Origin of the sequence: Sulfobacillus thermosulfidooxidans (assembly GCF_001280565.1) — a bacterium.
In the GTDB taxonomy this organism is placed as follows: domain Bacteria; phylum Bacillota; class Sulfobacillia; order Sulfobacillales; family Sulfobacillaceae; genus Sulfobacillus; species Sulfobacillus thermosulfidooxidans_A.
Genome location: NZ_LGRO01000001.1, coordinates 887913 through 910936, shown reverse-complemented (window position 1 = coordinate 910936; position 23024 = coordinate 887913). Strand labels below are relative to the sequence as shown.

The following is a 23024-nucleotide window of genomic DNA, read 5'->3' as shown; positions in this document are numbered from 1 at the left end:
CTTCTGTCGTGGTCTTTACATCATTCGGTGGGCCGGAAATCCGCATCAATGACATCATCGCCACCTGTTGTGCCTCCATTAGGGGGTGGGTTGCCATCTTGGGAGTTGGCCGCTTGTTGCTTGTACAGGGCTTCGGCAAGTTTATGAGAAACAGTTTCTAATTGACTTAAGGCCGATTCAATAGCCGCTTTGTCATTGCGTTCGATCGCCTCTCGAACCGATTTAATCGCCTCTTCGGCTTGGGTTTTATCCGTTGCATCCACTTTGTCGCCTAAATCCCGAATGCTCTTTTCTGTTGCATATGCCATGGATTCAGCACGGTTTTTCAAATCGGCCAACGCACGACGCTCGTCATCTTCGTGCGCTTTTTCTTGCGCTTCGCGGACCAACCGCTCCACTTCTTCTTTAGACAACTGCGTTGACGCCGTCACCGTGATCCGTTGTTCTTTGCCAGTGCCCAAATCCTTCGCCGACACATTCACGATACCATTCGCATCGATGTCAAATGTGACTTCGATTTGAGGAACACCACGAGGAGCCGGGGGAATATCGGTCAAACTAAAACGGGCCAATGTGCGGTTATCTGCCGCCATGGGTCGTTCTCCTTGCAGCACATGGATTTCGACCGAGGTCTGATTGTCTGCTGCCGTGGTAAACGTCTCACTTTTACGCGTCGGAATGGTCGTGTTGCGCTCGATCAATTTGGTAAATACGCCACCCATGGTCTCGATACCGAGGGACAAGGGCGTGACGTCAAGAAGAATCACATCTTTCACTTCACCAGCCAAGACACCACCTTGAATTGCCGCTCCTACGGCCACCACTTCATCAGGATTGACACCCCGGTGAGGCTCTTTACCCGTCAGTTTCTTGACCAATTCCTGGATAACGGGCATACGAGTAGATCCACCAACCAAAATGACCTCATCAATCTGGCTCTCCGTGAGTTTTGCATCTTGCAAAGCTTGACGGAACGGAATGACGGTTCTCTCAGTCAAATCCTGGGTTAATTCTTCGAACTTGGCCCGGGTAATTGTCATTTCGAGATGTTTGGGTCCGGTTTGGTCGGCGGTGATGAATGGCAAGCTCACTTGAGTTTCCGTAACAGAGGACAACTCAATTTTCGCTTTCTCTGCTGCTTCAATTAACCGTTGCAACGCTTGCCGATCTTGTCGCAAATCAATACCATTTTCCCGCTTAAATTCATCTGCAATGTAATCCACAAGCTTCATATCATAGTCATCCCCACCCAGATGGGTATCTCCTGCGGTGGATTTGACTTCAAATACCCCATCTCCAACCTCGAGCACCGACACATCAAAAGTGCCTCCACCGAGGTCCCAAACCAAAATTGTTTCATTCTTCTTTTTATCTAATCCATACGCTAAAGCGGCGGCTGTTGGTTCGTTGATAATCCGCAGAACATCTAATCCAGCAATTTTTCCAGCGTCCTTGGTTGCCTGCCTTTCTGCATCATTAAAATAAGCCGGCACCGTAATGACCGCTTGCGTCACGGTTTCTCCCAAATACTTTTCGGCATCCGCCTTCAATTTCGCCAAAATCATGGCGGAAATTTCTTCTGGCGTCATCTTCTTTCCCGCATTGGGGAGATCCACTAAAACCTGTTGGTTAGGTCCTTCCACCACTTTATAAGGAACTCTTTCCCGTTCTTGCGATACTTCACTGAAGCGCCGACCTATAAAGCGCTTAATAGAAAACACGGTATTTTGAGGATTCATGACCGCTTGACGCCTGGCCAATTGCCCCACTAGACGTTCACCGTTTTTCGTAAAAGCTACGACAGATGGGGTTAAACGGCTCCCTTCGGTATTCAGAATTACGGTTGGTTGTCCACCTTCCATGACCGCAATAACTGAGTTAGTCGTTCCCAAATCGATTCCTACGACCTTGGCCATAAGTCAATTCCCTCTCCTTGTCTTTCGTTGTTCTCTCTATGTAGTGCTTTGCAGGAGGTTCTGCTATCCCTAGGATCGCCCGTATTCCTGCAGCATTGATGCCTTGCTTAGTAAGCTCTCGAATTCTTACAAGACGATAAAAATCATTTTCAGAGTACAGCCGATTATTTGTCTCCGTCCGGGCGGGAATCACCAAACATTCCCTTTCCCATATGCGAAGCATTTGCGATGATACCCCGACTAGCCGCGCCATGACCCCTATGGTGTAAACGGGCTCATCAGGACCGTGAATCGGCATACAGCACCACATCCTCAAAATCGTACTCTGTCTTTAATAATAGTCTTACCTACTGATTCATGCAATAATCTTATCCAATTTCGATAAGAAATCTATAATACTTTTACATATTTTTCAACCCCTTGACATAAACTTTTTAAAACGTTATTCCCTTCACTCCAAACTGATTGAAGAAAGGACGTTCTAGCATGGCTAAGCGATTCCGACTACCCTCTGGTCGCACACCGCTGTTAATCGTATGGCGCCGTCCCTGGCAAGCCCTGTCCGCTCATGGTCTTCGGGACCTCCATGCATTATACGCGGTTTATTGGTCCAGCATTGCCATCACAGCCCTTTTAGTATCACTCTACCAGTTCTTTAGTATTCTTCCCGCGCGTGAGGTGATCATCCGTATTCTGCTCGGCATCGGGGTCGTCTATGCCGGAGGTTATGTATTTCTTCATGCCCTCATTTTTAGCACACAACAAATACTGTCCATGATCCATTATCCCGACACGTCCCAGCAAATTCCCTGGGTTGTCCTGTCTTTGGGCCCTTGGATTGCTGGAATTAGTCTTGTAGCCGTTTTGACCTCAACATATTGGATTTGCGATCTTTTAGGCATTCTTGCTCTCTTATTTTTCATGAGACAATTAGCGAGATCGGTAAACATACCCATAAGCATGGCCGCGACCGTGATTGGGATTGAAATTGTGCCAGTCCTCGCCATTTTGTTTTACTGGGCTTGGGTTAGAGGTTGGAATTTTTATCCTTTTTGGTAATGTGTTTAATTTGTTGTGGGAAAAGATTCTAGGATTTATGCGTCAACATCATCCATAATCCATTTATGCATACGCTTGTCGCCAGAGTTGTCGACTCAACAGTCGGTGTTCGTGCACCGCAGCAAGGAGATCCACTGTCACAATTTGTCCTTGGTCCACACGGACATCCCCACCAATGACTACGTAGTAGGCTTTTGTCGGCGCCGATAAGATCAAAGTATCTAGGGGATGAATGCCACCAGCATGCTCGAGATCATCGAGACGAAACAGTGCGATATCAGCATTGCGCCCGGGTGCCAGTTCGCCAATTTCCGGCCAATTTAACACATCCCTTCCTCCACGCGTCGCCATATAAAAAACATCGTCAATGCCCATATCTTTCACGCCATGCACAGCCCGAGCTAAAAATAGAGCTTGCCGCATTTCAGCTTGGAGATGAGAACTATCATTGGAAGCCGAACCATCCACCCCTAGACCAACCGGAATATTAGCTTTTAAAAATTGAGAGATGGGGGCGACGCCAGATCCGAGGCGCATATTTGAGCTCGGGCAGTGAGCAATGCCGCTCTTGGCGTGGGCCAATTTTTCCATTGTGGTCGCATCCACATGGACTCCATGCGCAAACCAAGTGCGTGCACTTAACCATCCCCATTCTTCGAGCAATTCGGTTTGCGTTTTCTGATAATAGTTCACTGCCCAGGTATCCTCGTCTTTGACTTCCCAGGCATGAGTATGCAGTCGTACCTCTAACTCTTCGGCCAACTTCGCCGATTCTTGCATTAACCGGGAAGATACCGCCGGCACTGAAACCGGTCCCAAAGCCACCTTGACCCAAGCTTGAGGACGAGGATCATGAAACTTATTGACCAAGTCCTGCATACTGGTCAAGACCTCATCTTCATCTTCTTTCAAATAATCAGGTGTGCGCCCCCCATTATTTTCACCCAGCGTCATCGCTCCTCGTGTGAGGTAAAAACGCATGCCGAGGGTTTTCGCTGCTTCCACGGAGGCGGAGAAAAAGCGCATGGCATCTTGTCCGTGCGGCACAAAATATAAATGATCAGACGTGGTCGTACATCCCGAAAGCAATAATTCGCTGAGACCAATAAGCGCCGCATAGTAAATGTGTTCTTCCGTTAAATTTTTCCAAATAGGAAACAATGTGTCAAGCCATCTAAACAAGGCCTGGTCGGTGGCTAAGGCCCGGGTCATAGTCTGAAACAGGTGGTGGTGGGTATTAATCAGGCCAGGTAGAGCAATACATCCGGAGGCATTAATCACGCGGCGAATGTCTTTGTTTCTTGTGATGTCGCCACAACCGATTTCGGCGATGGTTCCTCCTTCTTGCGATTCCTTAACCAAAATATATGCATCGCGTATAGGCTTCCCAACTCCTGAATATAGACAGTCAATATGCTCAATGGCAATCATTGCAGTCCCCTCTAATGAAGTCTATTTAAGTAAATATAGACTAGATACGCGAGGTTTCTTTGTGTCGCCTGACGAAATGTCTCAATGAACTTGTGATACGATGAAAATAGCATGAAAAAACTTTTCACCGATATCATGAGGTCAATATGCGCCAGATTCTTACGCCCAATGAGCCATGGACTCAAGATAAAGTTGAACTCCATATGCACTTGGAAGGCTGTTTGGAGCCTGACTTGTGGAATAAATTCCAACGAAAATATCCATCTTTAGGTATTGCACCCGTCACCACAGTAACGTATCCGTTTACCGATTTATCGAGTTTTTTAGCATGGCGATATCAAGGCGATCGGCTCTTGAATGAGGAAGAGGACTTCTTCGATTTAACATGGCGTTATATCGAACGAGCTTTAGATAATCACATTGTGTATGCCGAAATCTTTTTTGATCCGCAAGCCCACACGGCACGCGGCATTTCTCTCGATACCGTCATGTCCGGAATCATTCGAGCCTTAAGGCAGGCCGAGCAGCGCTACGGCTGGACGGCCCGTTTGATTCCAAATATCTTGCGAGATCATCCCCTGAACACGGCGGAAGAGGATTTAGCCCATTTAGAATCGTATGGAAAGTGGATTATTGGGGTGGGATTAGACTCTAGAGAATTGCCATATCCCCCGCGTCTTTTTCGTGATCTCTTTGACCAGGCGCGGCGTAAAGGTTGGCATATTGTAGCCCACGCTGGTGAAGAAGGACCTGCATCCTATATTTGGGAAGCCCTTGATGAACTAGGAGCCGAACGTATTGACCACGGTATTCATGCGATCGATGATCCCATATTAGTCGCCCGCCTCAAAACCGACCGCATCCCCTTGACGGTTTGCCCTTGGTCTAATAAACGTTTAGGCGTCATGACTGATCTTCGGACTTATCACCAACTCTTTCAGGAGGGAGTGGTTTTAACGGTAAATAGTGATGATCCTGCCTACTTTTCCGCCTACCTGAATGCCAATTTTGAACTCATCTCTCCATATTTCTCGACCGAAGCTCTCCAACAACTGATTGATAATAGCTTCGCGGCGTCTTTTCGCACGGATTTTTGAGACAATTCTCTAGCAATGTGGCGGAGAAATCCAGTGACCGTGCTTTAAAGTTCCTATTACCTGATAATCGTGATTAAGTTGCACTAAATCAGCATAGTATCCTTTTTCAATACGGCCATAGCCTCGTAATCCCAGCCGGATTGCAGGGGCTTCGCACCATCCATGAACAATTTCCCGCAACGAACAACCCCATTGCAACAAATTACGAACAGATTGATCCGGAGTCAAAATACTGCCCGCTAACGTACCATCGTCAAGACGAGCCGAATGCTCATCTACATGCACTAGCCATTGGCCTAAGTGATATTTTCCCGGAGGGCAATCAATGGCAGAAATTCCGTCAGTCACCAAAATAATGCGCGAAGATGCTACATGAAATACTAACCGAACCATATCGGGATGGATATGAATTCCATCAGTAATCAACTCGATCCACAATCCATCCGTAATCAGGCCGACGCCAACCATTCCGGGTTCTCGGTGATGAAGGCCCTTCATGGCATTAAATAAGTGAGTGATGCCATCTGCACCTTGCGCAATGGCTTGTAACGTTTGCTCTCGATTAGCCCCACTGTGTCCCATGTTCACATGAATTCCCTCTTGTCTCAACCACCGTATAAGCGCACCGCTCGAGGGAACATTTGGCGCAATGGTCATGAGCCGCAAGGGTACTGTGGCTGATTGGAGACGGCTGACGATACTTTTTACTTCTTGGAGCGCAATGGGACGAATCGCTTCATGGGGTTGAGCCCCTTTAAAGGCAGGGTCGATATAAGGTCCTTCAAAGTGTAATCCGATAAGATTATGGTAGGGATACTGGGGAAATTCTTGGGCGCACGCCATCACCCGTTCCAAATCATCCCAAGGTGCGGTGATAGTCGTTGCGAGGAAACTGGTCACCCCGTGACGCGCCAATGCTTCACTAATAGCTTCCCAACTCTCGCACGATGCCTCCATAACATCGTGACCATTGGCCCCATGAATATGCTCGTCGATAAATCCCGGCAAAATAATGGGAAGATCATTTGTGCGCGTATCCAGACGCTGAATGTGTTCAATGCGCCCATCATGATCCCAATGAATCCGGGCTGGCACTAAATTTCCCGTTGCCGATAAATACACTCGCCCGGTAATAGACCGTTCCCCGGAATCATGACTCAGGAACATCATAAGGCCGCCTTTCTTGACTCCATTTTTTTGCAAGCCACACTGCCCCATATACCGCAGGCTCGTCAATCACTAACAAAGACATCAAGGGATTTTCTTTTTGGATTAAACGCGCCAGATACGGTTGCCAAAACCGAGCAAGCCCTCCACTCACGCCCACAATGGGAGCATCGATGGGCAATGCAGTAATTAATGTGTCGAAATTTCTCATAATTTTTTCGGCCTCTGCCTTCAGCAATTGATCAGCGAGGAGATCCCCCATCATGGCAGCAGAAAAAACCTCGGACGCAAAATCAGCAAGGTGTCGCAGGGGAAAAGATGGACGATACAGTTGGTCTAGAACGTCTTGCATCGAGGATACAGCAAAAAATTCCAAACACTTAGGCACCAAAAGAGTGCGCGGTTGGATACCTTCCCATGATTCCATAGCTTTTCTGATTGCTTGTTGTCCCAACGATAGCCCAGAGCCCACATCCCCCAATTTCCAACCATACCCGCCTAAACGTAATGTTTTGGCGCCATGCCTACCAAAAAATATCGATCCGGTCCCCAATATACCGATGACCCCATCAGCGCCTTTGGTAAAATTGGCCCACGGCAACCAATAATCGCCTGTAATCCAGAGTCGTTTAATCCCACGCCTGGCAAAATACCGTTGCCATGAACTCAGCACTTCCAGCCGATCAGCTCCCGCTACGCCGATAACGCCTTCCACTACACTTATATCGGCCTGTTGACTGAGACGGTCAATAACCTCATCCATAGCCGCATACGCGAGATCTGGGCCGACCATTAGGAGATTCGACGCCGAAGACGTCGCCAATTCCCCGAAACGGCCGTCCTCGATTTCTATTATGCCGCGCGTAGAAGTACCCCCACCATCAACACCAATGTACATAACATAATTCCTTCCACGTGGTGGTCATTGGATCTCTAATCGTGAAAAGCGTAACCCTGTTGCCAGTGCTGATATTGCTCAAAAAACGTGGGGTAACTGATAGCCACACTACTTACATCATCCAGGATTACCGGAGATGATGCAATAGCTGCCGCCACTGCCAACATCATCGCCATGCGGTGATCACCAAAACTTCTGACAGAACCGCCATGTAGCGGGGTGGGGCCATGAATCACCATGCCATCCTCTTTCTCTTCGATGTGTGCACCGAGTTGTTTAAGATTTATAACCGTAGCTTGAATGCGGTCAGTTTCCTTAACCCGCAATTCTTCTGCTCCAGATATCACCGTGTCTCCGAGGGCTTGAGTGGCCATCAACGCGACCAAAGGAATTTCATCAATCATATCAGGAACTTGTTCCGCTGTAACCGTAACCGCGTGAAGAGGCTGGTGCGTGACCGTCAAATGGCCGATATCCTCTCTGTCCGATACCATATCGATATCAATTCGGGATCCCATTTGCTGGAGTAGTCGAAAAAACCCAATGCGCCGAGGACTAAGAGAAATTTCTTTTAATGTTAAAGAAGAACCCGGAATAAGAGCGGCTAACGCAGCCCAAAACGCCCCCGAAGAAGGATCGCCAGGAACCTGGAACGGAACAAGACTTAACGCCTGCCAATCGTCAAGTGGTTCAACCATAATATGATGGTCCGCCGTAATCATTATTCGTGCCCCCATCTGTTTCAGCATCCGTTCTGTATGATCGCGCGTGGGATAGGGCTCTATAATTTCAGATGGTGTCCTGGCTCCTAACGCGGCAAGGATCAGAGCGGATTTCACCTGAGCCGAAGCCATCGGCATCGAATAGCTAAGACCATGGTAGGGTCCGCGATTGTGAACCATAACGGGGGCATGGCCTTGCGTAGTCTCGACATCGATTCCCATTTGCCGGAGTGGACGCGCCACGCGTTCCATAGGTCGTTGCGATAATGACGCATCACCGATTAAGGTGCGACCGGAAGCCGATAAAGCTAGGAGTCCCATCCCCAGTCGCATGGTGGTTCCGGAATTCCCACAGTCAATTACTGCCCTATCGCTTTGCCACCCTGTAGGTCCTGGCGAAGTCAGGATCCATTCATCAGGTCCAGCGTTCACGCTCACGCCTAAACTTTCCACTAGTCGTCTACTCGAAAGGGTATCTTCTGCCACCAAGGGATGAGCAACGCGTACGGTACCTCGAGCTAAAGCCGAAAACAAGATCGCACGGTGAGTAATGGATTTATCACTAGGAGGACGTAAAATACCCTGGACAGGATGATTGCAGGGTGTTAATTCCATAACCATGTTCATTCCTTTCGATTACTAAAAATTGGCGGACTTAGCCATTTGGCGGTGAGGAGGTCCGGGGAAATTTTGATACGGCCTTGTTACGGATGGCTGCAGTATCCTGCAACGCTTTCGGCCATTCCCCGCGTTGAATTTGGTCGTTCCATTCGTGAATTAATTGCGTAAATTGCGCAAAAGTTTCTCTTATATGCCCTTCATTCGCTTTGAGTATTTCTTTCCATAATCGTTCATCACTGGCACCAATGCGTGTCACATCCAGAAAACCTGTTCCCACCACTTGAGGCCACAAAGGTAGCGTGTTGTCCGAGTTTTTGGCCAGCGTCAAGACGGCTGCGGAAATCAAATAGGGAGTATGGCTTACCAGACTCATCAGCTGATCGTGCTGATCCCATGGCACCCATACCGGATTACTTCCCAAAACGGTCATCCATTGTTGAACGAGATGAGGGTCTGGGCGGATTCCCTCGACCTCCACAATCAAACACGAGCGACCTTCAAACAAGCGGCTATCGCTATGTTCAAAGCCTCGAACCTCCTTGCCGGCCATTGGATGCAGGGATAATAGGGCGAATGGGGGTTGAATTTGCGCATAAATGGATTGAAATATGCCTTTGACCGAGCTCATATCAACAATCGTACAACCCGCCTGGGAGTGATTTAAGATTCGTGGGATCCATATAGCAACATCGTTCAAGGGCGTGGCCAAGACAATTTGATCAATGTCTTGAATCCACTGTTGCCATGTCGTATCGACAATAATTCCCTCTTCTCGTGCTCGTTCGATTACCCGAGAATTCACGTCATAGGCATAGACTGTCCATCCAGCCCTCAGGCAGGCTTTTGCCACCGACCCGCCAATTAACCCCAATCCAATGACCCCGACTTTCACAAGGTCCGTCCTACCGCTTCGGCAATGGGACGCAAAGACTCAACTAACTCGCTCAAGTGAGGAAGGCTGAGACTCTGCGGACCATCGGACAATGCTTCCGTGGGATTGGGGTGAGCCTCGATTATTAAACCGTCAGCGCCAGCAGCGACGGCCGCTCGTGCCATGGGTGCAACCCAGCTCCATTGTCCGGTTGAGTGGGACGGATCAATAATAATTGGGAGATGGGATAACTGCTTTACCACAGGGATTGCACTTAAATCTAGGGTGTTTCGGGTCTTAGTTTCGTAAGTCCGAATTCCGCGCTCACACAAAATAATATTGGGATTCCCATTGGCGGCAATGTATTCGGCAGCCATCAGCCACTCGTCAATCGTGGCCGAAAGCCCCCGCTTTAATAGCACGGGTTTATTCGAATGTCCTGCGGCCTTTAATAACTCAAAGTTTTGCATGTTACGGGCACCAATTTGAATAATGTCGGCCCACTCAGCCACATAATTTAAACTTTCCCGATCAACAGCTTCGGTCACGACCATCAGTCCAAATCGCTCTCGCGCTTCAGCTAAAATCTTAAGTCCTTCAACTCCCATACCTTGGAAACTGTAAGGCGAGGTTCGGGGTTTGTAGGCGCCTCCACGCAGAACCATGAGTCCCAGATCATGTACAACACGAGCGGCCTGCATAACCTGTTCATGACCTTCGACCGCGCACGGTCCGGCAATCACAACCACTTGCTTGCTCCCAAATTTGGCATTTCCCACTTGAACTACCGTATCATCAGGATGAAAATCACGGCTCACTAATTTGTAGGGCCGTCTTACGGGAACAACTTGCTCAACCGATTGCATGGATGCCAAACGAATTACCTCCTCTGTTCCTTCGCCTATTACCCCAATTATCGTTTTTTCGACTCCCCGTGAGATATGCACTTGAAATCCTTCCGATTTCAACCGTTCTGTAACGGCATCGATGTCTTGCTCTGGAGCATTTTTCTTCATGACGACAATCATGACCCATCCCTCTTCCGTGACGATTTTTCCAAAAAAATAAGGCCCATTGTCCCTTAGGGACGAAGGCCTTGAATTCTCCGTGGTACCACCCTACTGACTAGTTACCTAGCCACTCAGCTAGCTGCTAACACAGCTACTCCTCGTTAACGGTAGGACTCCGGATTCTCTACTAGTGTACAAGACACGTTCGATGCACACTCATGGGGGTACGGTCTGGAATCAAAGGATCGGCTTACACCACCCGCCGACTCTCTGCGCCTTCGATTTCCGACCCCTTCCCAATCATCGCTTTACCATGTTTTCACGGATAATACACCGTCATCTGGGTGATGTCAAGGCCTTTTTTTAATCTGATAACGCCTTGCGTAGTGCCGAGACAAATTCATACGTTTGCTTGGCCGCATCGACCCCTGCCTCGTCGATGCGGCGGACTAGCGCACTCCCGACAATGACGCCATCGGCTACGCTTCCCACATAGCGTGCATGCTCGGGGGTTGAAATGCCAAATCCGATAGCTAGAGGCAGTGAAATCTGCCGCTTAACCCGTTCCACCAGAGTTTTCACGCCGGCATCCACTTCTTGACGTACCCCTGTCACACCCGTCACGGACACGCCGTACACAAATCCGGTCGCTTTGGCCAACGATGCAATGTGCGCATCCGTCGATGTGGGCGCCACAAGGGGGATCAAAGACATTCCTAATTCTTGAGTGTCATGAAATACCTCATCGCTTTCTTCCCAGGGCAGATCGGGGATGATGATTCCTTTCACGCCACTATCCCGGGCGGCTTTAAGAAAATCCCGCACGCCATAGTGAAAGACAGGATTAAAATAGGTGAGATAGACAAGTGGGACAGAGTGCGCACTGAGCCTCTCCGTAGCCTGCAGGACATCACGGATTTTAGTCCCATTATTTAAAGCTTTCGTGGCCGCTTTCTGTAATACCGGGCCATCTGCTAGGGGATCAGAAAAGGGAATCCCGATTTCAATGATGTCGGCTCCGGCATCATTCATGGCGCGTACAAGTTCTTCCAGATCGCCTAAATGGGGATGACCTGCCGTAACATACGGGATGAGTGCTGCACGCCCTTCGGATTTGGTATGCTCAAAAACTTGTGCCACGCTGGTTCCGACATTAATCATGATGTCCCTCCTCATAATCCCTCACGGAATCAATATCTTTATCGCCACGGCCTGATAAATTAATCAGTACGCGTGCCTGTTGCTCCCGTAATGGGTCTTGTTCTTTAATAACCCAGGCTACAGCATGCGCGCTTTCCAAGGCAGGAATAATGCCCTCCAACTCCGAGAGCTGGTGAAAAGCCGCTAGGGCCTCTTTGTCCGTAATCGCATCATACCGGGCGCGTCCTATATCATGAAAATAGGCATGTTCAGGGCCCACACCGGGATAGTCGAGTCCTGCAGAAATTGAATGCGCAGGCATGATCTGACCATCATCATCTTGGAGAAGATAACTGAGACTTCCATGTAAAATACCCTTCATGCCGACGGTTATCGTCGCCGCGTGTTTTCCCGTTTCAATTCCGGATCCGGCTGCCTCGACCCCAATTAACGCGACGGGATCATTGCGGAAGGCATAAAATACGCCCATTGAATTGGATCCGCCCCCGACGGGTGCGACAATATGCGTGGGCAATGTCCCCGTGAGATTCTGAAATTGCTGTCGGGCTTCTTTTCCAATCACGGATTGAAAGTCACGTACCATCATCGGATAGGGATGAGGTCCTACAACGGAACCAATGACATAGAATGTCGTGCGGACGTTGGTGACCCAATCCCGAATCGCTTCATTGGTAGCGTCTTTTAAGGTCTTGGAACCTGAGGATACGGGTATGACCTCAGCTCCTAAAAGCTGCATCCGGTAAACATTCAAGGCTTGGCGCTTGACATCTTCCTCCCCCATATAAACCTGCGCTTTAAGCCCAAATAACGCGGCAGCCGTAGCCGTGGCGACCCCGTGCTGACCCGCACCCGTTTCCGCAATAATACGAGATTTTCCCATACGGCGGGCCAATAAAATCTGTCCCATGGTATTGTTGATTTTATGAGCACCGGTATGGTTTAAATCTTCCCGTTTTAAATACACATCAAATCCCAATTTTTCACTAAGCCGGTCCGCCCGCCGCAACGGAGTAGGACGTCCTACATAATCTTTAAGGAGGGCATCCAGTTCCTGGTGAAAAGCGGGATCGTGTTTAGCCTGTTCGTAAGCAACAGATAGTTCATCCAAGGCTGGAATTAAAGTTTCAGGAACGTAACGTCCTCCAAAAGAACCGTACCGCCCGCGTTCGTCAGGAACCTCTTTCATCATCGCCATTGTTTGGCCTCCTTAATGAATTGCCGAATTTTGCCAATATCCTTCACGCCATCCGTTTCGACGCCACTAGAAACATCCACGCCATCGGGACGCAACGTGCGGACAACCGTTCCCACATTTTCGGGCGTGAGTCCTCCGGCGATCCACACCGGTTTATCACTTGCCGGACGCTGCCAGTCCCATGTCCGGCCCTGCCCGGGTTCTGGGCCATCCATCAAAATAATATCAGCGCGCTCATCGAGTCTGGTGGCGACCGCCTTGCGGCCAGCCTCATGCACCATCGAGATCCAATCAAAATCAGCTTCTCCATGATATTGAACTGCCCAAAAGGGTACTTTTTCTAATAACTCCTGCAGTGCCTCGCGACTCATGCGACGAACAACCGCGACAAAGCGAACGGCAGGCAAGGTCATAACCAAGTGGCGTGCGTGATCAAGAGATATTTGACGGGAACTGGGAGCTAAAACCAGTCCAATGTAATCAGCACCGGCCTTGTGCGCTTCCAGCGCCGTTAAAGCATCTTTGACGCCACAAATTTTGACTTCAGGTTCCACTCTGTAATGCCTCCAATAAGTTGCCACCACGCATTAAATGTTCTCCCACCAAAATTCCGGTATAGCCATGGCGCCTTATCTGCTCAACATCCTGGGATGATTGAATCCCACTTTCACTAATCTTCACGACGTCTTGAGGAATATGGGAGCTCAATTCCAAAGAAAACGTTAAGCGCGTTTCAAAACTGTCCAAATCGCGGTTGTTTACCCCTAAAATATCAGGCTCGATAGTCATGGCCCGGTCTAGTTCGTTTGGGGCATGGATTTCGACGAGCATTTCAATGCCCACATCCCGAGCTGCTTGAGCTAAATCTCTTAGCTGCACATCGTCCACAATGCGGACGATAATTAATACCGCATCCGCCCCGCTACTTCGGCTTTCAAAAATTTGGACCGGATCTAGCACAAAGTCTTTACGGAGTACTGGCAGGCTCACGGATTGCTTCACTTGTTCGAGATGAGTCAAATGGCCAGCAAAAAATTCCGGTTCCGTCAAAACAGAAATACCATGAGCCCCGCGCTGTTCGTAACCTTTGGCCTGCGCTACCGGCTCATAATGATCAGTTAGCCATCCCTTGGACGGTGATTTTTGTTTGCATTCGGCAATAATACCTAAGGGCATCGAAGGATGTTGCCGAAGAGACTGCGCGAGAGATTTCACTGGCCCTTGGCTCTTCGCTAAATCATATAACACGGTTTCTTGCGCTTTTAACGCATCGACGCGGTCTTTAACGGATGCCACAATCTTTTCGAGGAACATGCCTATGCCTCCTGTTGCTCTTGGTGCTGGCTTTGAGAGATGAGCTCGTCAACAATCCGTGCTGCTTGCCCGCTTTGAATCGCCTCGCGCGCCATATCGACACCCTCTTTAGGTGTCGATACCGCCCCCGCCGCATAAAGCCCCACGCCTGCATTAGCCAAGACCATGTCCAGGTAAGGCCCTTCTTCCCCACGCAATACCTGGTAACATATTTGAGCGTTTTCTGCCGGATCTCCCCCACGAAACGCCTCTTTGGGATACATGGGCAAACCCAAATCCTCTGGGATCCATTGTCCATAACGGATACCCTCACTATCGGCGATACCAAAAATTGTGGGACCAGCTAGAGACACTTCATCAAGACCGCCCGCCCCATGAACCACAACAGCACGTTGTAATTTCAACCTAGACAGCACTTCAGTAATCGGCTTCACCCATTGCTCGCCGAAAACACCCAACAATTGATATTCGGGATGCACAGGATTGGTTAAGGGTCCCAGCAAATTGAAAACGGTGCGAACCCCTAATTCTTTGCGAGTCTGGGCTGCAAACCGCATCGACGTATGAATTTGCTGGGCGAATAGAAAGCCAAATCCGATTTCGTCTACGAAGCGGGCAACCTCCTCCGGATTTTGAGTAATACGAATACCTAGCGCTTCTAATAAATCGGCGCTGCCACTTTTCGATGTCGCTGAACGGTTTCCATGTTTAGCGACACGGACCCCACTAGCGGCCACCACAAATGCAGAGACTGTCGAAACATTAAACGTGAAGGACCGATCTCCTCCTGTACCACAGGTATCGAGCACTGGGCGGTTCGTTAAAACAATAGGTGTCGCATGATCTCGCATTGCTCGGGCAAATCCTGTCAATTCATCTACCGTTTCACCGCGCACGGCAAGAGCCATCAGGATGCCGGCCACTTGAACCGGAGTCGCTGCACCATTCATAATGGCGTCCATCAATGCGTATGCGTCTTGTTCATTCAATTTATTGCCTTGACTTAACAGCATAAGATCATGACGTATCAACTCTTCTTCAGTATTCATAGCGATGCTCTCCTTGATAATGAGATTGGGCAGCTTCCGATAACTCCAAGAAGTTTTTCAAAATGTCCATGCCTAAAGGGGTTAACACAGACTCAGGATGAAACTGGATGCCAAAAATCGGATAGGACCGGTGTCTAATGGCCATGACCGTGCCATCACTGCTTTTGGCCGTCACTTCCAACTCATTGCTGGAATCAACGTTGACGGCCAGCGAATGATAGCGCCCAGCCAAAAATCCTTGCGGCAAACCGCGGAAAATGTCTTCCTCATTGTGAAAAATCTTATCGTCCTTACCATGCATTAGACGCACGGCTGGTCCCACTTCGCCGCCAAAGGCGTAAGCAATTGCTTGATGGCCTAAGCAGACTCCCAAGACAGGAATTTCGGGACCTAATGCGCGGATCAGATCGACCATAATCCCCGCATCTTCTGGACGTCCTGGACCCGGTGACAGAACAATGCGAGAAGGATTCATCTGCCGAATTTCTTCCACGCTCACTTCATCGTTCCGCACTACACGCAATTCATGGCCAAGAATCCCTAAATATTGAACGAGATTATAGGTAAAAGAATCATAATTGTCGAGGACAAGAATCACAGCCATTCCTCCTCAGTGGCATGTAACACAGAAAGAGCTGCCGCCGCTTTATTCATCGATTCCTGAAATTCAAATTCCACTTGCGAGTCAGCAACAATGCCGCCCCCAGCTTGGACCGACACCGTGTCTCCCATCACATCTAGTGTGCGAATAGTAATACAGGCATCGAGATCGCCCCGGTGGGATAGATACCCCACAATACCGCCATAGGCTCCCCGAGCCTCAGGCTCTAATTCTTCAATGATTTCCATTGCCCGGATTTTTGGAGCGCCTGTTAACGTGCCCGCGGGAAAACATGCCGCTAAAGCATCGAGGGCGTCATATTGCGGTTTGAGATGTCCTTGCACTTCCGAGACAATGTGCATCACATGAGAATAGATTTCCTTGGTCATAAATTGGGATACGGTTACAGAGCCATATTCGCAAACCCGCCCCAAATCATTACGAGCCAGATCGACAAGCATCACGTGCTCGGCTTTTTCTTTGGGATCAGCAATTAACTCATTCCATAATCGCTCGTCCTCCGCTGCATTCGCCCCGCGCTTTCGCGTCCCCGCAATAGGTCGATTCGAAGCCACATGATTGGTCACGCGCACTAAGGCTTCAGGGGAAGATCCAGCCAGTGTCCGCCGCGGGGTTTCTAAATAGAATAAGTAAGGCGAGGGATTGATATGACGTAATTTCCGATATAGCGAAAATGGATCGCCCGAGATATGGGTCGATAAAGTTTGGGACAATACCACTTGAAAGATGTCACCGGCTAAGATATAGTCTTTGGCCCGCTTTATCATCTGGTTATAATATTCACGCGTCATATTTGACTTAATTGGCGTTAATTGTCTGACATGAGGTTCAGCCAACATCAGCGGCTGACGTAATGCATCGACGAGAATTTCCATCCGGGTAAATGCTTGATCCATTTGATCGCGTAATGATTCGACTATCACCGCGACTTGTTGCTTGCGGTGATCGAACGCAATAACCGCTTTCGGCCAGACCCACTCCCAATCTGGACCCCGTTTAGCGTGCCGCCGCGGCAATTTTTCCAACCGCCTTATCCAGTCATATCCGAAATATCCAATCGCTCCGCCAACAAACGGCCATTCAATCTCCTGCGGCACTGCAATGCGTTGGCGCTGTTGTTGACGACGAATGAGCTCTAATGGATCATTAGAAACTTCGGTACCTTCAGGACCGACCAACACCGCTTGACCATCAGCTTCTAGTAAACGCGCCCATTCACCAATAGCAATAAACGAATACCGTGCAACCTTATCGTCGCCTTCAACACTTTCCAAAAGGGTGTGTGCCCCAAACGGACGCAGCCGTAAAAATGCCGAGATTGGGGTAATTTGATCCACCGCAAAATTTCTAACAATAGCAATGTGTTCGCAATCCGGACTGTCCCATAATGCATTGTGGCCTATTCGGTCCATCAGCCGGCTCATCCTTTCATGTTGCTTACATAAAAAAAATAACCTTCCATCCCAATACAAGGGACGAAGGTTTCTCCGTGGTGCCACCCTAATTTAGACTGAACAATCCAGTCTCTTATTTTCCATACAGGCGAAATCACCGATATGGCTTCTATGATAACGGTAGAAGAACCCGGCCAAGCCTACTCGACAATTCGGTTGGCAGCTCCTGGGCCCATTCTCATGTACTCCCCTTACCGACCTTGCACCCACGCCGGCTCGCTAAAAAGGTTGCATACCGATACTCTTCCCAATCATCGCAAACACATTTTTATGATTTCTTTTTTCATTTTATCCATCCGTAAAATTTCTGTCAATGGGCCAATACAAAACAAACTCAAGAACTCCCAGAAAATGAATTTCATATAATGCCACTTAATGCAAAACTTGTGAAGGGACACCGTCGTCCATCGCATCTAGAACCCATGTCCGCAATGCTTGGTGCTCAGGCTTCACTAATTGGGGATCGGAGCGTATGATTTCTCGTGCCACCAGACGGGCTCGCTGCAACAAGTCTAAATCTTTAAGAGGATCGGCCAATTGAAATCCTGTTAAACCATGTTGGCGCATCCCTAAAATTTCTCCTGGACCACGTAGACGCAAATCTTCTTCCGCTAATTTCAGTCCCTCATGAAAACGGACCATAGCCTCCAGGCGTTCTCGGGCTTGATCCGTTTTGGGATCGGCAATCAGAAAGCACGTTGCCGGCTTAGCCCCCCGTCCCACTCGTCCACGCAACTGGTGTAATTGGGCTAATCCAAACCGATCAGCTTCTTCAATGACCATAATAGTTGCATTAGGGACATCAACACCGACCTCCACAATAGTGGTTGCAACCAAGACATCAATGTCACCTTGGCGGAACTGTTCCATAATGCGTGTCTTATCTTTGGAATGCATCTTGCCATGCAATAAACCAATACGCCATCCAGGAATTTTTTTCATGCCCAGGGCCAAATCCACCGCAGCTTTTGCCTGACTTTCTTCATCATCACCGCCTACTAGAGGACAGACAACATAAGCTTGTTCGCCACGTTTGACAGCCGCCATCACGCGTTGATAGGCTATACGCCGATCCTTGTGCGATAAATGAATAGTTTCCACAGGTTTTCGTCCCGGTGGTAGACCCTTCACCTCTGATACTTGCAAATCGCCATAGACTGTGAGAGCCAAAGTACGAGGAATAGGTGTTGCAGTCATCACCAACATATCTGGGTATTCGCCTTTCAAGGATAAGCGAGCACGTTGCTTTACCCCAAACCGATGTTGCTCATCGACGACAACCACGCCCAATCGTTGAAATTCCACACGGTCACCAATTAATGCCTGGGTTCCGACCACAAGTGGAATGCTTCCCGCTTTCAATGCTTCCCGGTAAGTATCTGCATGCCTGTCCTTGCCCGTTAACAAAGCAACAGAAAGCCCCAAAGGACGAAGAAAATTTTGCAGCACAAGCCACTGCTGCTCCGCCAACAATTCGGTGGGTGCCATAAAAGCCGCCTGGTGGCCGGCGTCCACCGCAGCCAACATGGTCAAAATAGCAATGACCGTTTTCCCGGATCCCACATCGCCTTGCAAAAGCCGGGCCATAGGTGTTGGCTGCCGTAAATCATGTTGAATCTCGCTCCATGCCTGTTTTTGCCCATCGGTTAAGGAAAAGGGAAGGGACGCTAAGAATTGCTGCACCAAGGGTCCGTCAGGCTTTTGCACCATACCGGGCACATGCGGATCGACTTGATGCATCAACAACACTGCCAAAGCCATACGTAAAAATTCGTCAAACACGAGTCGTTTGCGAGACGCTTCCAGTGCAAGCGTACTGGGTGGAAAATGCTGATGCAAAATTGCTTCCGGGCGTGAGATCAAGCCTTCTTGCTCTTGTATCGACGGAGGCAAGGGATCAGGAAGTTGTGGGGCAAAGCGAGGAACGATGTCCCGCATAAGTCGCTGCATAAATACCTGTTTTAAAGACCCTGATAAGGGATAAATTGGCACCAAACCTAACAGTGGTTCCCGGTCTGAAGTCATCACTTGAAAGTCAGGATGGGCCATGCTTAACTGATGGCCGCGTCGCTCGGCTTTACCGCTGAAAATCGCCGTGCATCCCGGTTCAAATTGACGTTTCAACCAGCTCGCATGGAAAAAGATAGCCGTTAATGACGTATGTCCCTCTTGAATCTGCACACGCAATATCTTTTTAATGGGATCATACTGTGCGTTTTGAATGGTTCCTTGGACGGTTACGCTCTCACCGTCTTGGAGCATCCACAATGGAGTCATGACAGAGCGATCTTCATGACGGTGAGGCCACAGACCTAGGAGTTCTTCAATTGTTTTCACCCCAAGATTTTCTAATTCTTGCGCCCGTGTTTCCCCTATCCCGGGCCATTTAGTGACCGCATCGCCTGGCCCCAAAGGTACCGAATGGGTCATTCGGCTTTTTGCCACGCCACAAATCCCTCCTACAATTCCGCCAGTTTCCCTTTTAATGGGTAGACTCGGGAGTACCGGAGCGAATGCCTTGCACTTCGACCACAACTTTAGCCGGGCGAATCGAAACCGCATCGGATAAGGCTTGGCTAATCCGGTTTACAATTCGGCGTCCCAGCACGGGAATGCGTTCTCCATAGTCCACGACCACGGCAATTTCTACAACGAGTCCTTGATCCGTGTCTTGAAAGGTTACTCCCCGTGTTGCCGTGTCTTTTTTGATCAACTCGGTAAGACCCTCTCCCAAGCCAAACGTCCCCACATCGGCAACTCCAGGCATCTCAAGAACAGCCGATTGAACAATGGCTGCAAGCACCTCATCGTTAATCGCTAACGTCCCATATTCGGTGCGTCTTTCCATGGCTTAGCCTCCTCGTTTTGTTCTTGCAGTTCACTTGTCCCTATGTTACCATAGCAAGGAATGTCATGGCATCGAGGAGGTTCCGTAATGGCGTATCGCTGTGAGGTTTGCGGGAAGCATACCGTACATGGAAATAACGTTAGCCATTCCCATCATAAGACGCGACGGGTATGGAAACCCAATATCCAACACGTTCGTGCTCGGGTTAATGGTAAAGTCCAACGGATTTATGTGTGCACACGCTGCTTACGCTCCGGACGCGTAGACCGAGCAATCTAATCTATCGCCCGGTCCAGCAATTTCTCAATATCACTTTGGGAAAATTGATAAGCGGTGTGGCAATAATGGCAGACAACTTCTGCCCCCTGATCTTTTACAAGTTCTTCAATTTCACCCCGGGGTAAACTGGATAAAATTTCCAGACTCCGGGTTTTGCTACACTCACACTGATAGTAAATCGGCTCGGGATCGTACCAATGAAGAGTAATACCCATGACCTCTTCAGCGAGTTGTTCAAGGATTTCCCCCTCTGCTAATCGGTGGCTAAGGTGGTCCAAATGGGAAAAGCGCGTACTCACACCATCAATATAGGGCTCACTACCCGGCAAGGCCTGGACAACGAGACCGCCAGCAGCTTGAACAAAAGAATCCGTGCCGATCAGAACACCCAAAGCCACAGCGCTAGGAATCTGTTCAGAAAGCGTATAATACTGGGCGAAATCTTGACCAATTTCCCCGCTCAACAATTCCACTTGCCCCTGATAAATTACGCCATTATGCTCCTCGCGCGTCACTTTAAACACGCCATCGCTGCCAACAGCTTGTCCGACCGCTAATTTGCCATCACTTCGCAGTGGCAATGTCACATGAGGATGTTCAGCGCGTGCCCGCACCCGGCCGCCAGTCCGGGCTTCCGCAATAACCCGTCCTAATGGCCCCCCACCATCTACTTCCACTTTAACGAGTGCTGCATCTTTAAAATCGGCGGCCAAAAGGGCTGCCGCTGTTAACAGCCGCCCCATGGCGGCGGCAGCCACAGGGGAGGCTTGGTGGACACGCTGAACTTGTAGCGCGGTATCTTTCGTGTTTGCTACAATGATTCGCATGGTGCCATCGGCTGCCGTCGCCTTACGTCGATAATCCGTCATAATCACCTCAGTTATGATTTCTTTTCTTTAGCCCAAAAGCTTAACACCACTTGTAGGATTTTGCCAACAAATCGGGGAACTTTCACTACTTGAACCTGCATTGTCATCCGTCCTTTCTCATTGTGCCCTGTCTTTACCACCCAGATAACAGCTTCCATCCTAACCAAATGAGCCCAATTCCTACTAATACCGGCCCGAGCCCGGCCCAAAACATCCATAAACCCACAAAGACTGGCCAAATCCATAAAGGAAACACTTTGATAACAATAATGCCACCGGCCAATGATAAACCAGCCCCTGTTAATCGGCGCGTCAATGTCTGTCGGGACCCCATTGCATAACGACGATATCTCATCCTTCTCACCTCCTTCACGGATCATTCACCATGGTACGGAATCCTCCGCAAATGGTGCATGAACCCGTCATGTCGAAAAGGTGAGTCGTCGAATGCAATGGAACATCATAAGGAAGGTCTTGCGCCTCATTTCATGATATGCGAGAAGGTGAATAAGTGAGTCGTCATCTTTGCAAGATTGTAGGCTGTCTATGGCCTGGTAAATTAATCCAGCCTTAATACCGTTTAACCCATTGGCTAAGAATGAGGCGGTAATGCTCATAACGCAGAGGATCATAGATCCCTTGCCTCACTTTCGGCAATACATCACAACCAGGCTCGTCAATATGAAAGCATCCAGGAAAACGGCAGGAGGCGTTATCCCACTCCCAGAACGCTTGCCGAATTAATTGCGGATCCTTAACTGACATATCTAAGGCGGTATAGCCAGGAGTATCCGCTAACCAGAATTGCCGAGTCTTCAAAAGACGGACCCAACGCGTAGTTTGTTGGCCGCGACCAATTCGACTTAATCCTTGAATAGAGAGGTCTTCATGCGGTAACAGCGCTTTAGCCAGGGACGATTTGCCCGCTCCACTCTCGCCCACCATAACCCATATTCCCGTCCGGGGTGCCTCCAAAAATGCCGGAATTCCTTCGCCCGTTGTCACGCTCGTAGCCCAAACCCTGTATCCAATATTTTGATACAGCGTCATAAACCGGGTTAATTTCTCGGGATTGTCGACTAAGTCAGTTTTCGTTACCACAATTTCCGCTTCCACATTTAAAATGTGCGCCATCACCAATCGTTTATCCAGCAATTCCAAACTGCCCCGGGGTTCTGTAAAGCTGAAAATGACAAATAGCCCGGATACATTAGCCACAGGAGGACGAAAGAGTGAATGGGACCGGGGCAAAACTTTGGTAATAATCGCCTCACCCGGATCCGTCGGCATGATCTCCACCCGGTCTCCGACCAAAATACGGCCAGCATCCCGTTTAATTTTTCCTCGTAAATAGCACAAAAACCGTTGTCCGTCATCCGTTTCCACCGTGGGACGATTCGCCTCTAACAACACGACTAATCCCTGCACACGTCACGACTCC

At 49.2% G+C, this 23024-nt stretch carries 23 protein-coding genes and 1 other annotated feature; of the genes, 3 read left to right on the top strand and 20 right to left on the bottom strand.

Translation table 11 applies throughout. The annotated features are described in order from the left end of the window. Positions 1–20: 20 nt before the first annotated feature. Together dnaK and AOA63_RS04790 are read right to left on the bottom strand one after the other, a co-directional pair. Positions 21–1916 (bottom strand): molecular chaperone DnaK, encoded by a 1896-nt coding sequence (dnaK, locus tag AOA63_RS04795; protein ID WP_053958635.1) that lies wholly within the window; start codon positions 1914–1916, stop codon positions 21–23. After that, positions 1879–2214 carry a MerR family transcriptional regulator gene (locus AOA63_RS04790; RefSeq protein ID WP_020374675.1) on the bottom strand — a complete coding sequence of 112 codons (336 nt, stop codon included), beginning with the start codon at positions 2212–2214 and terminating at the stop codon, positions 1879–1881. The genes dnaK and AOA63_RS04790 overlap by 38 nt, the downstream gene beginning before the upstream one ends. Before the next feature lie 188 nt (positions 2215–2402). Here AOA63_RS04790 and AOA63_RS04785 point away from each other — a divergent pair, with 188 nt between their 5' ends. After that, positions 2403–2975, top strand: coding sequence for a hypothetical protein (locus tag AOA63_RS04785; RefSeq protein ID WP_053958634.1), 573 nt, complete (start codon positions 2403–2405; stop codon positions 2973–2975). Positions 2976–3038: 63 nt separating this feature from the next. On the opposite strand, the gene AOA63_RS04780 is transcribed toward AOA63_RS04785, so the two are convergent. After that, positions 3039–4406: an amidohydrolase family protein gene (locus tag AOA63_RS04780; protein WP_053958633.1), complete on the bottom strand. Its 1368-nt coding sequence runs from the start codon at positions 4404–4406 to the stop codon at positions 3039–3041. A gap of 146 nt (positions 4407–4552) precedes the next feature. On the opposite strand from AOA63_RS04780, the gene add reads away from it, so the two are divergent. Next, a complete protein-coding gene (add, locus tag AOA63_RS04775; protein WP_053958632.1) occupies positions 4553–5503 on the top strand; it encodes an adenosine deaminase in 951 nt (316 codons plus the stop codon). Positions 5504–5512: 9 nt separating this feature from the next. On the opposite strand, the gene nagA is transcribed toward add, so the two are convergent. The 14 genes from nagA to AOA63_RS04705 all read right to left on the bottom strand — a co-directional run bounded on the left by nagA (position 5513) and on the right by AOA63_RS04705 (position 20435). Then, positions 5513–6673 (bottom strand): N-acetylglucosamine-6-phosphate deacetylase, encoded by a 1161-nt coding sequence (nagA, locus tag AOA63_RS04770; protein ID WP_171822609.1) that lies wholly within the window; start codon positions 6671–6673, stop codon positions 5513–5515. Beyond that, on the bottom strand, positions 6654–7568 hold the full coding sequence (locus AOA63_RS04765; protein WP_053958630.1) for a BadF/BadG/BcrA/BcrD ATPase family protein: 915 nt from the start codon (positions 7566–7568) through the stop codon (positions 6654–6656). The genes nagA and AOA63_RS04765 overlap by 20 nt, the downstream gene beginning before the upstream one ends. 35 nt (positions 7569–7603) lie before the next feature. After that, complete coding sequence (gene aroA / locus AOA63_RS04760) at positions 7604–8905, bottom strand: 3-phosphoshikimate 1-carboxyvinyltransferase (RefSeq protein ID WP_053958629.1); 1302 nt, start codon at positions 8903–8905, stop codon at positions 7604–7606. A gap of 40 nt (positions 8906–8945) precedes the next feature. Beyond that, positions 8946–9803: a prephenate dehydrogenase gene (locus AOA63_RS04755; RefSeq protein ID WP_053958628.1), complete on the bottom strand. Its 858-nt coding sequence runs from the start codon at positions 9801–9803 to the stop codon at positions 8946–8948. Then, a complete protein-coding gene (gene aroF, locus AOA63_RS04750) occupies positions 9800–10810 on the bottom strand; it encodes a 3-deoxy-7-phosphoheptulonate synthase (RefSeq protein WP_053958627.1) in 1011 nt (336 codons plus the stop codon). Before aroF ends, AOA63_RS04755 begins: the two co-directional genes overlap by 4 nt. Positions 10811–11155: 345 nt before the next feature. Then, positions 11156–11953: a tryptophan synthase subunit alpha gene (gene trpA, locus AOA63_RS04745; protein ID WP_053958626.1), complete on the bottom strand. Its 798-nt coding sequence runs from the start codon at positions 11951–11953 to the stop codon at positions 11156–11158. Beyond that, the gene (gene trpB / locus AOA63_RS04740; RefSeq protein ID WP_053958625.1) at positions 11946–13148 is read right to left on the bottom strand and encodes a tryptophan synthase subunit beta; all 1203 of its coding nucleotides are present in this window, start codon (positions 13146–13148) and stop codon (positions 11946–11948) included. Before trpB ends, trpA begins: the two co-directional genes overlap by 8 nt. Further along, a complete protein-coding gene (locus tag AOA63_RS04735; protein WP_053958624.1) occupies positions 13139–13702 on the bottom strand; it encodes a phosphoribosylanthranilate isomerase in 564 nt (187 codons plus the stop codon). The genes trpB and AOA63_RS04735 overlap by 10 nt, the downstream gene beginning before the upstream one ends. Continuing rightward, positions 13692–14462: an indole-3-glycerol phosphate synthase TrpC gene (gene trpC / locus AOA63_RS04730; RefSeq protein WP_053958623.1), complete on the bottom strand. Its 771-nt coding sequence runs from the start codon at positions 14460–14462 to the stop codon at positions 13692–13694. The genes AOA63_RS04735 and trpC overlap by 11 nt, the downstream gene beginning before the upstream one ends. A 2-nt stretch (positions 14463–14464) precedes the next feature. Then, positions 14465–15511, bottom strand: coding sequence for an anthranilate phosphoribosyltransferase (trpD, locus tag AOA63_RS04725; RefSeq protein WP_053958622.1), 1047 nt, complete (start codon positions 15509–15511; stop codon positions 14465–14467). After that, entirely contained in the window at positions 15501–16109 is a 609-nt protein-coding gene (locus AOA63_RS04720) for an anthranilate synthase component II (protein WP_053958621.1), read from the bottom strand. Before AOA63_RS04720 ends, trpD begins: the two co-directional genes overlap by 11 nt. Continuing rightward, positions 16106–17545 (bottom strand): anthranilate synthase component I family protein, encoded by a 1440-nt coding sequence (locus AOA63_RS04715; protein WP_053958620.1) that lies wholly within the window; start codon positions 17543–17545, stop codon positions 16106–16108. The genes AOA63_RS04720 and AOA63_RS04715 overlap by 4 nt, the downstream gene beginning before the upstream one ends. Before the next feature lie 56 nt (positions 17546–17601). After that, positions 17602–17851: a binding site (T-box leader), on the bottom strand. Between the two features lie 108 nt (positions 17852–17959). Then, the gene (recG, locus tag AOA63_RS04710) at positions 17960–20032 is read right to left on the bottom strand and encodes an ATP-dependent DNA helicase RecG (protein WP_053958619.1); all 2073 of its coding nucleotides are present in this window, start codon (positions 20030–20032) and stop codon (positions 17960–17962) included. 37 nt (positions 20033–20069) lie between these two features. Continuing rightward, positions 20070–20435 carry an Asp23/Gls24 family envelope stress response protein gene (locus AOA63_RS04705; RefSeq protein WP_053958618.1) on the bottom strand — a complete coding sequence of 122 codons (366 nt, stop codon included), beginning with the start codon at positions 20433–20435 and terminating at the stop codon, positions 20070–20072. An 87-nt stretch (positions 20436–20522) separates the two neighbouring features. Between AOA63_RS04705 and rpmB the strand changes: the two genes are divergently transcribed. Then, entirely contained in the window at positions 20523–20714 is a 192-nt protein-coding gene (rpmB, locus tag AOA63_RS18855; protein ID WP_082343745.1) for a 50S ribosomal protein L28, read from the top strand. Here the strand turns inward: rpmB and hslO are convergent. From hslO to rsgA, 3 genes are all read right to left on the bottom strand, one after another. Continuing rightward, positions 20711–21583 (bottom strand): Hsp33 family molecular chaperone HslO, encoded by an 873-nt coding sequence (gene hslO / locus AOA63_RS04700; protein ID WP_053958617.1) that lies wholly within the window; start codon positions 21581–21583, stop codon positions 20711–20713. The two genes, rpmB and hslO, sit on opposite strands and share 4 nt — an antisense overlap. A 133-nt stretch (positions 21584–21716) precedes the next feature. Then, a complete protein-coding gene (locus AOA63_RS04695; protein WP_053958616.1) occupies positions 21717–21938 on the bottom strand; it encodes a hypothetical protein in 222 nt (73 codons plus the stop codon). A gap of 215 nt (positions 21939–22153) precedes the next feature. Beyond that, complete coding sequence (rsgA, locus tag AOA63_RS04690) at positions 22154–23011, bottom strand: ribosome small subunit-dependent GTPase A (RefSeq protein WP_053958615.1); 858 nt, start codon at positions 23009–23011, stop codon at positions 22154–22156. Between the last annotated feature and the right edge of the window lie 13 nt (positions 23012–23024).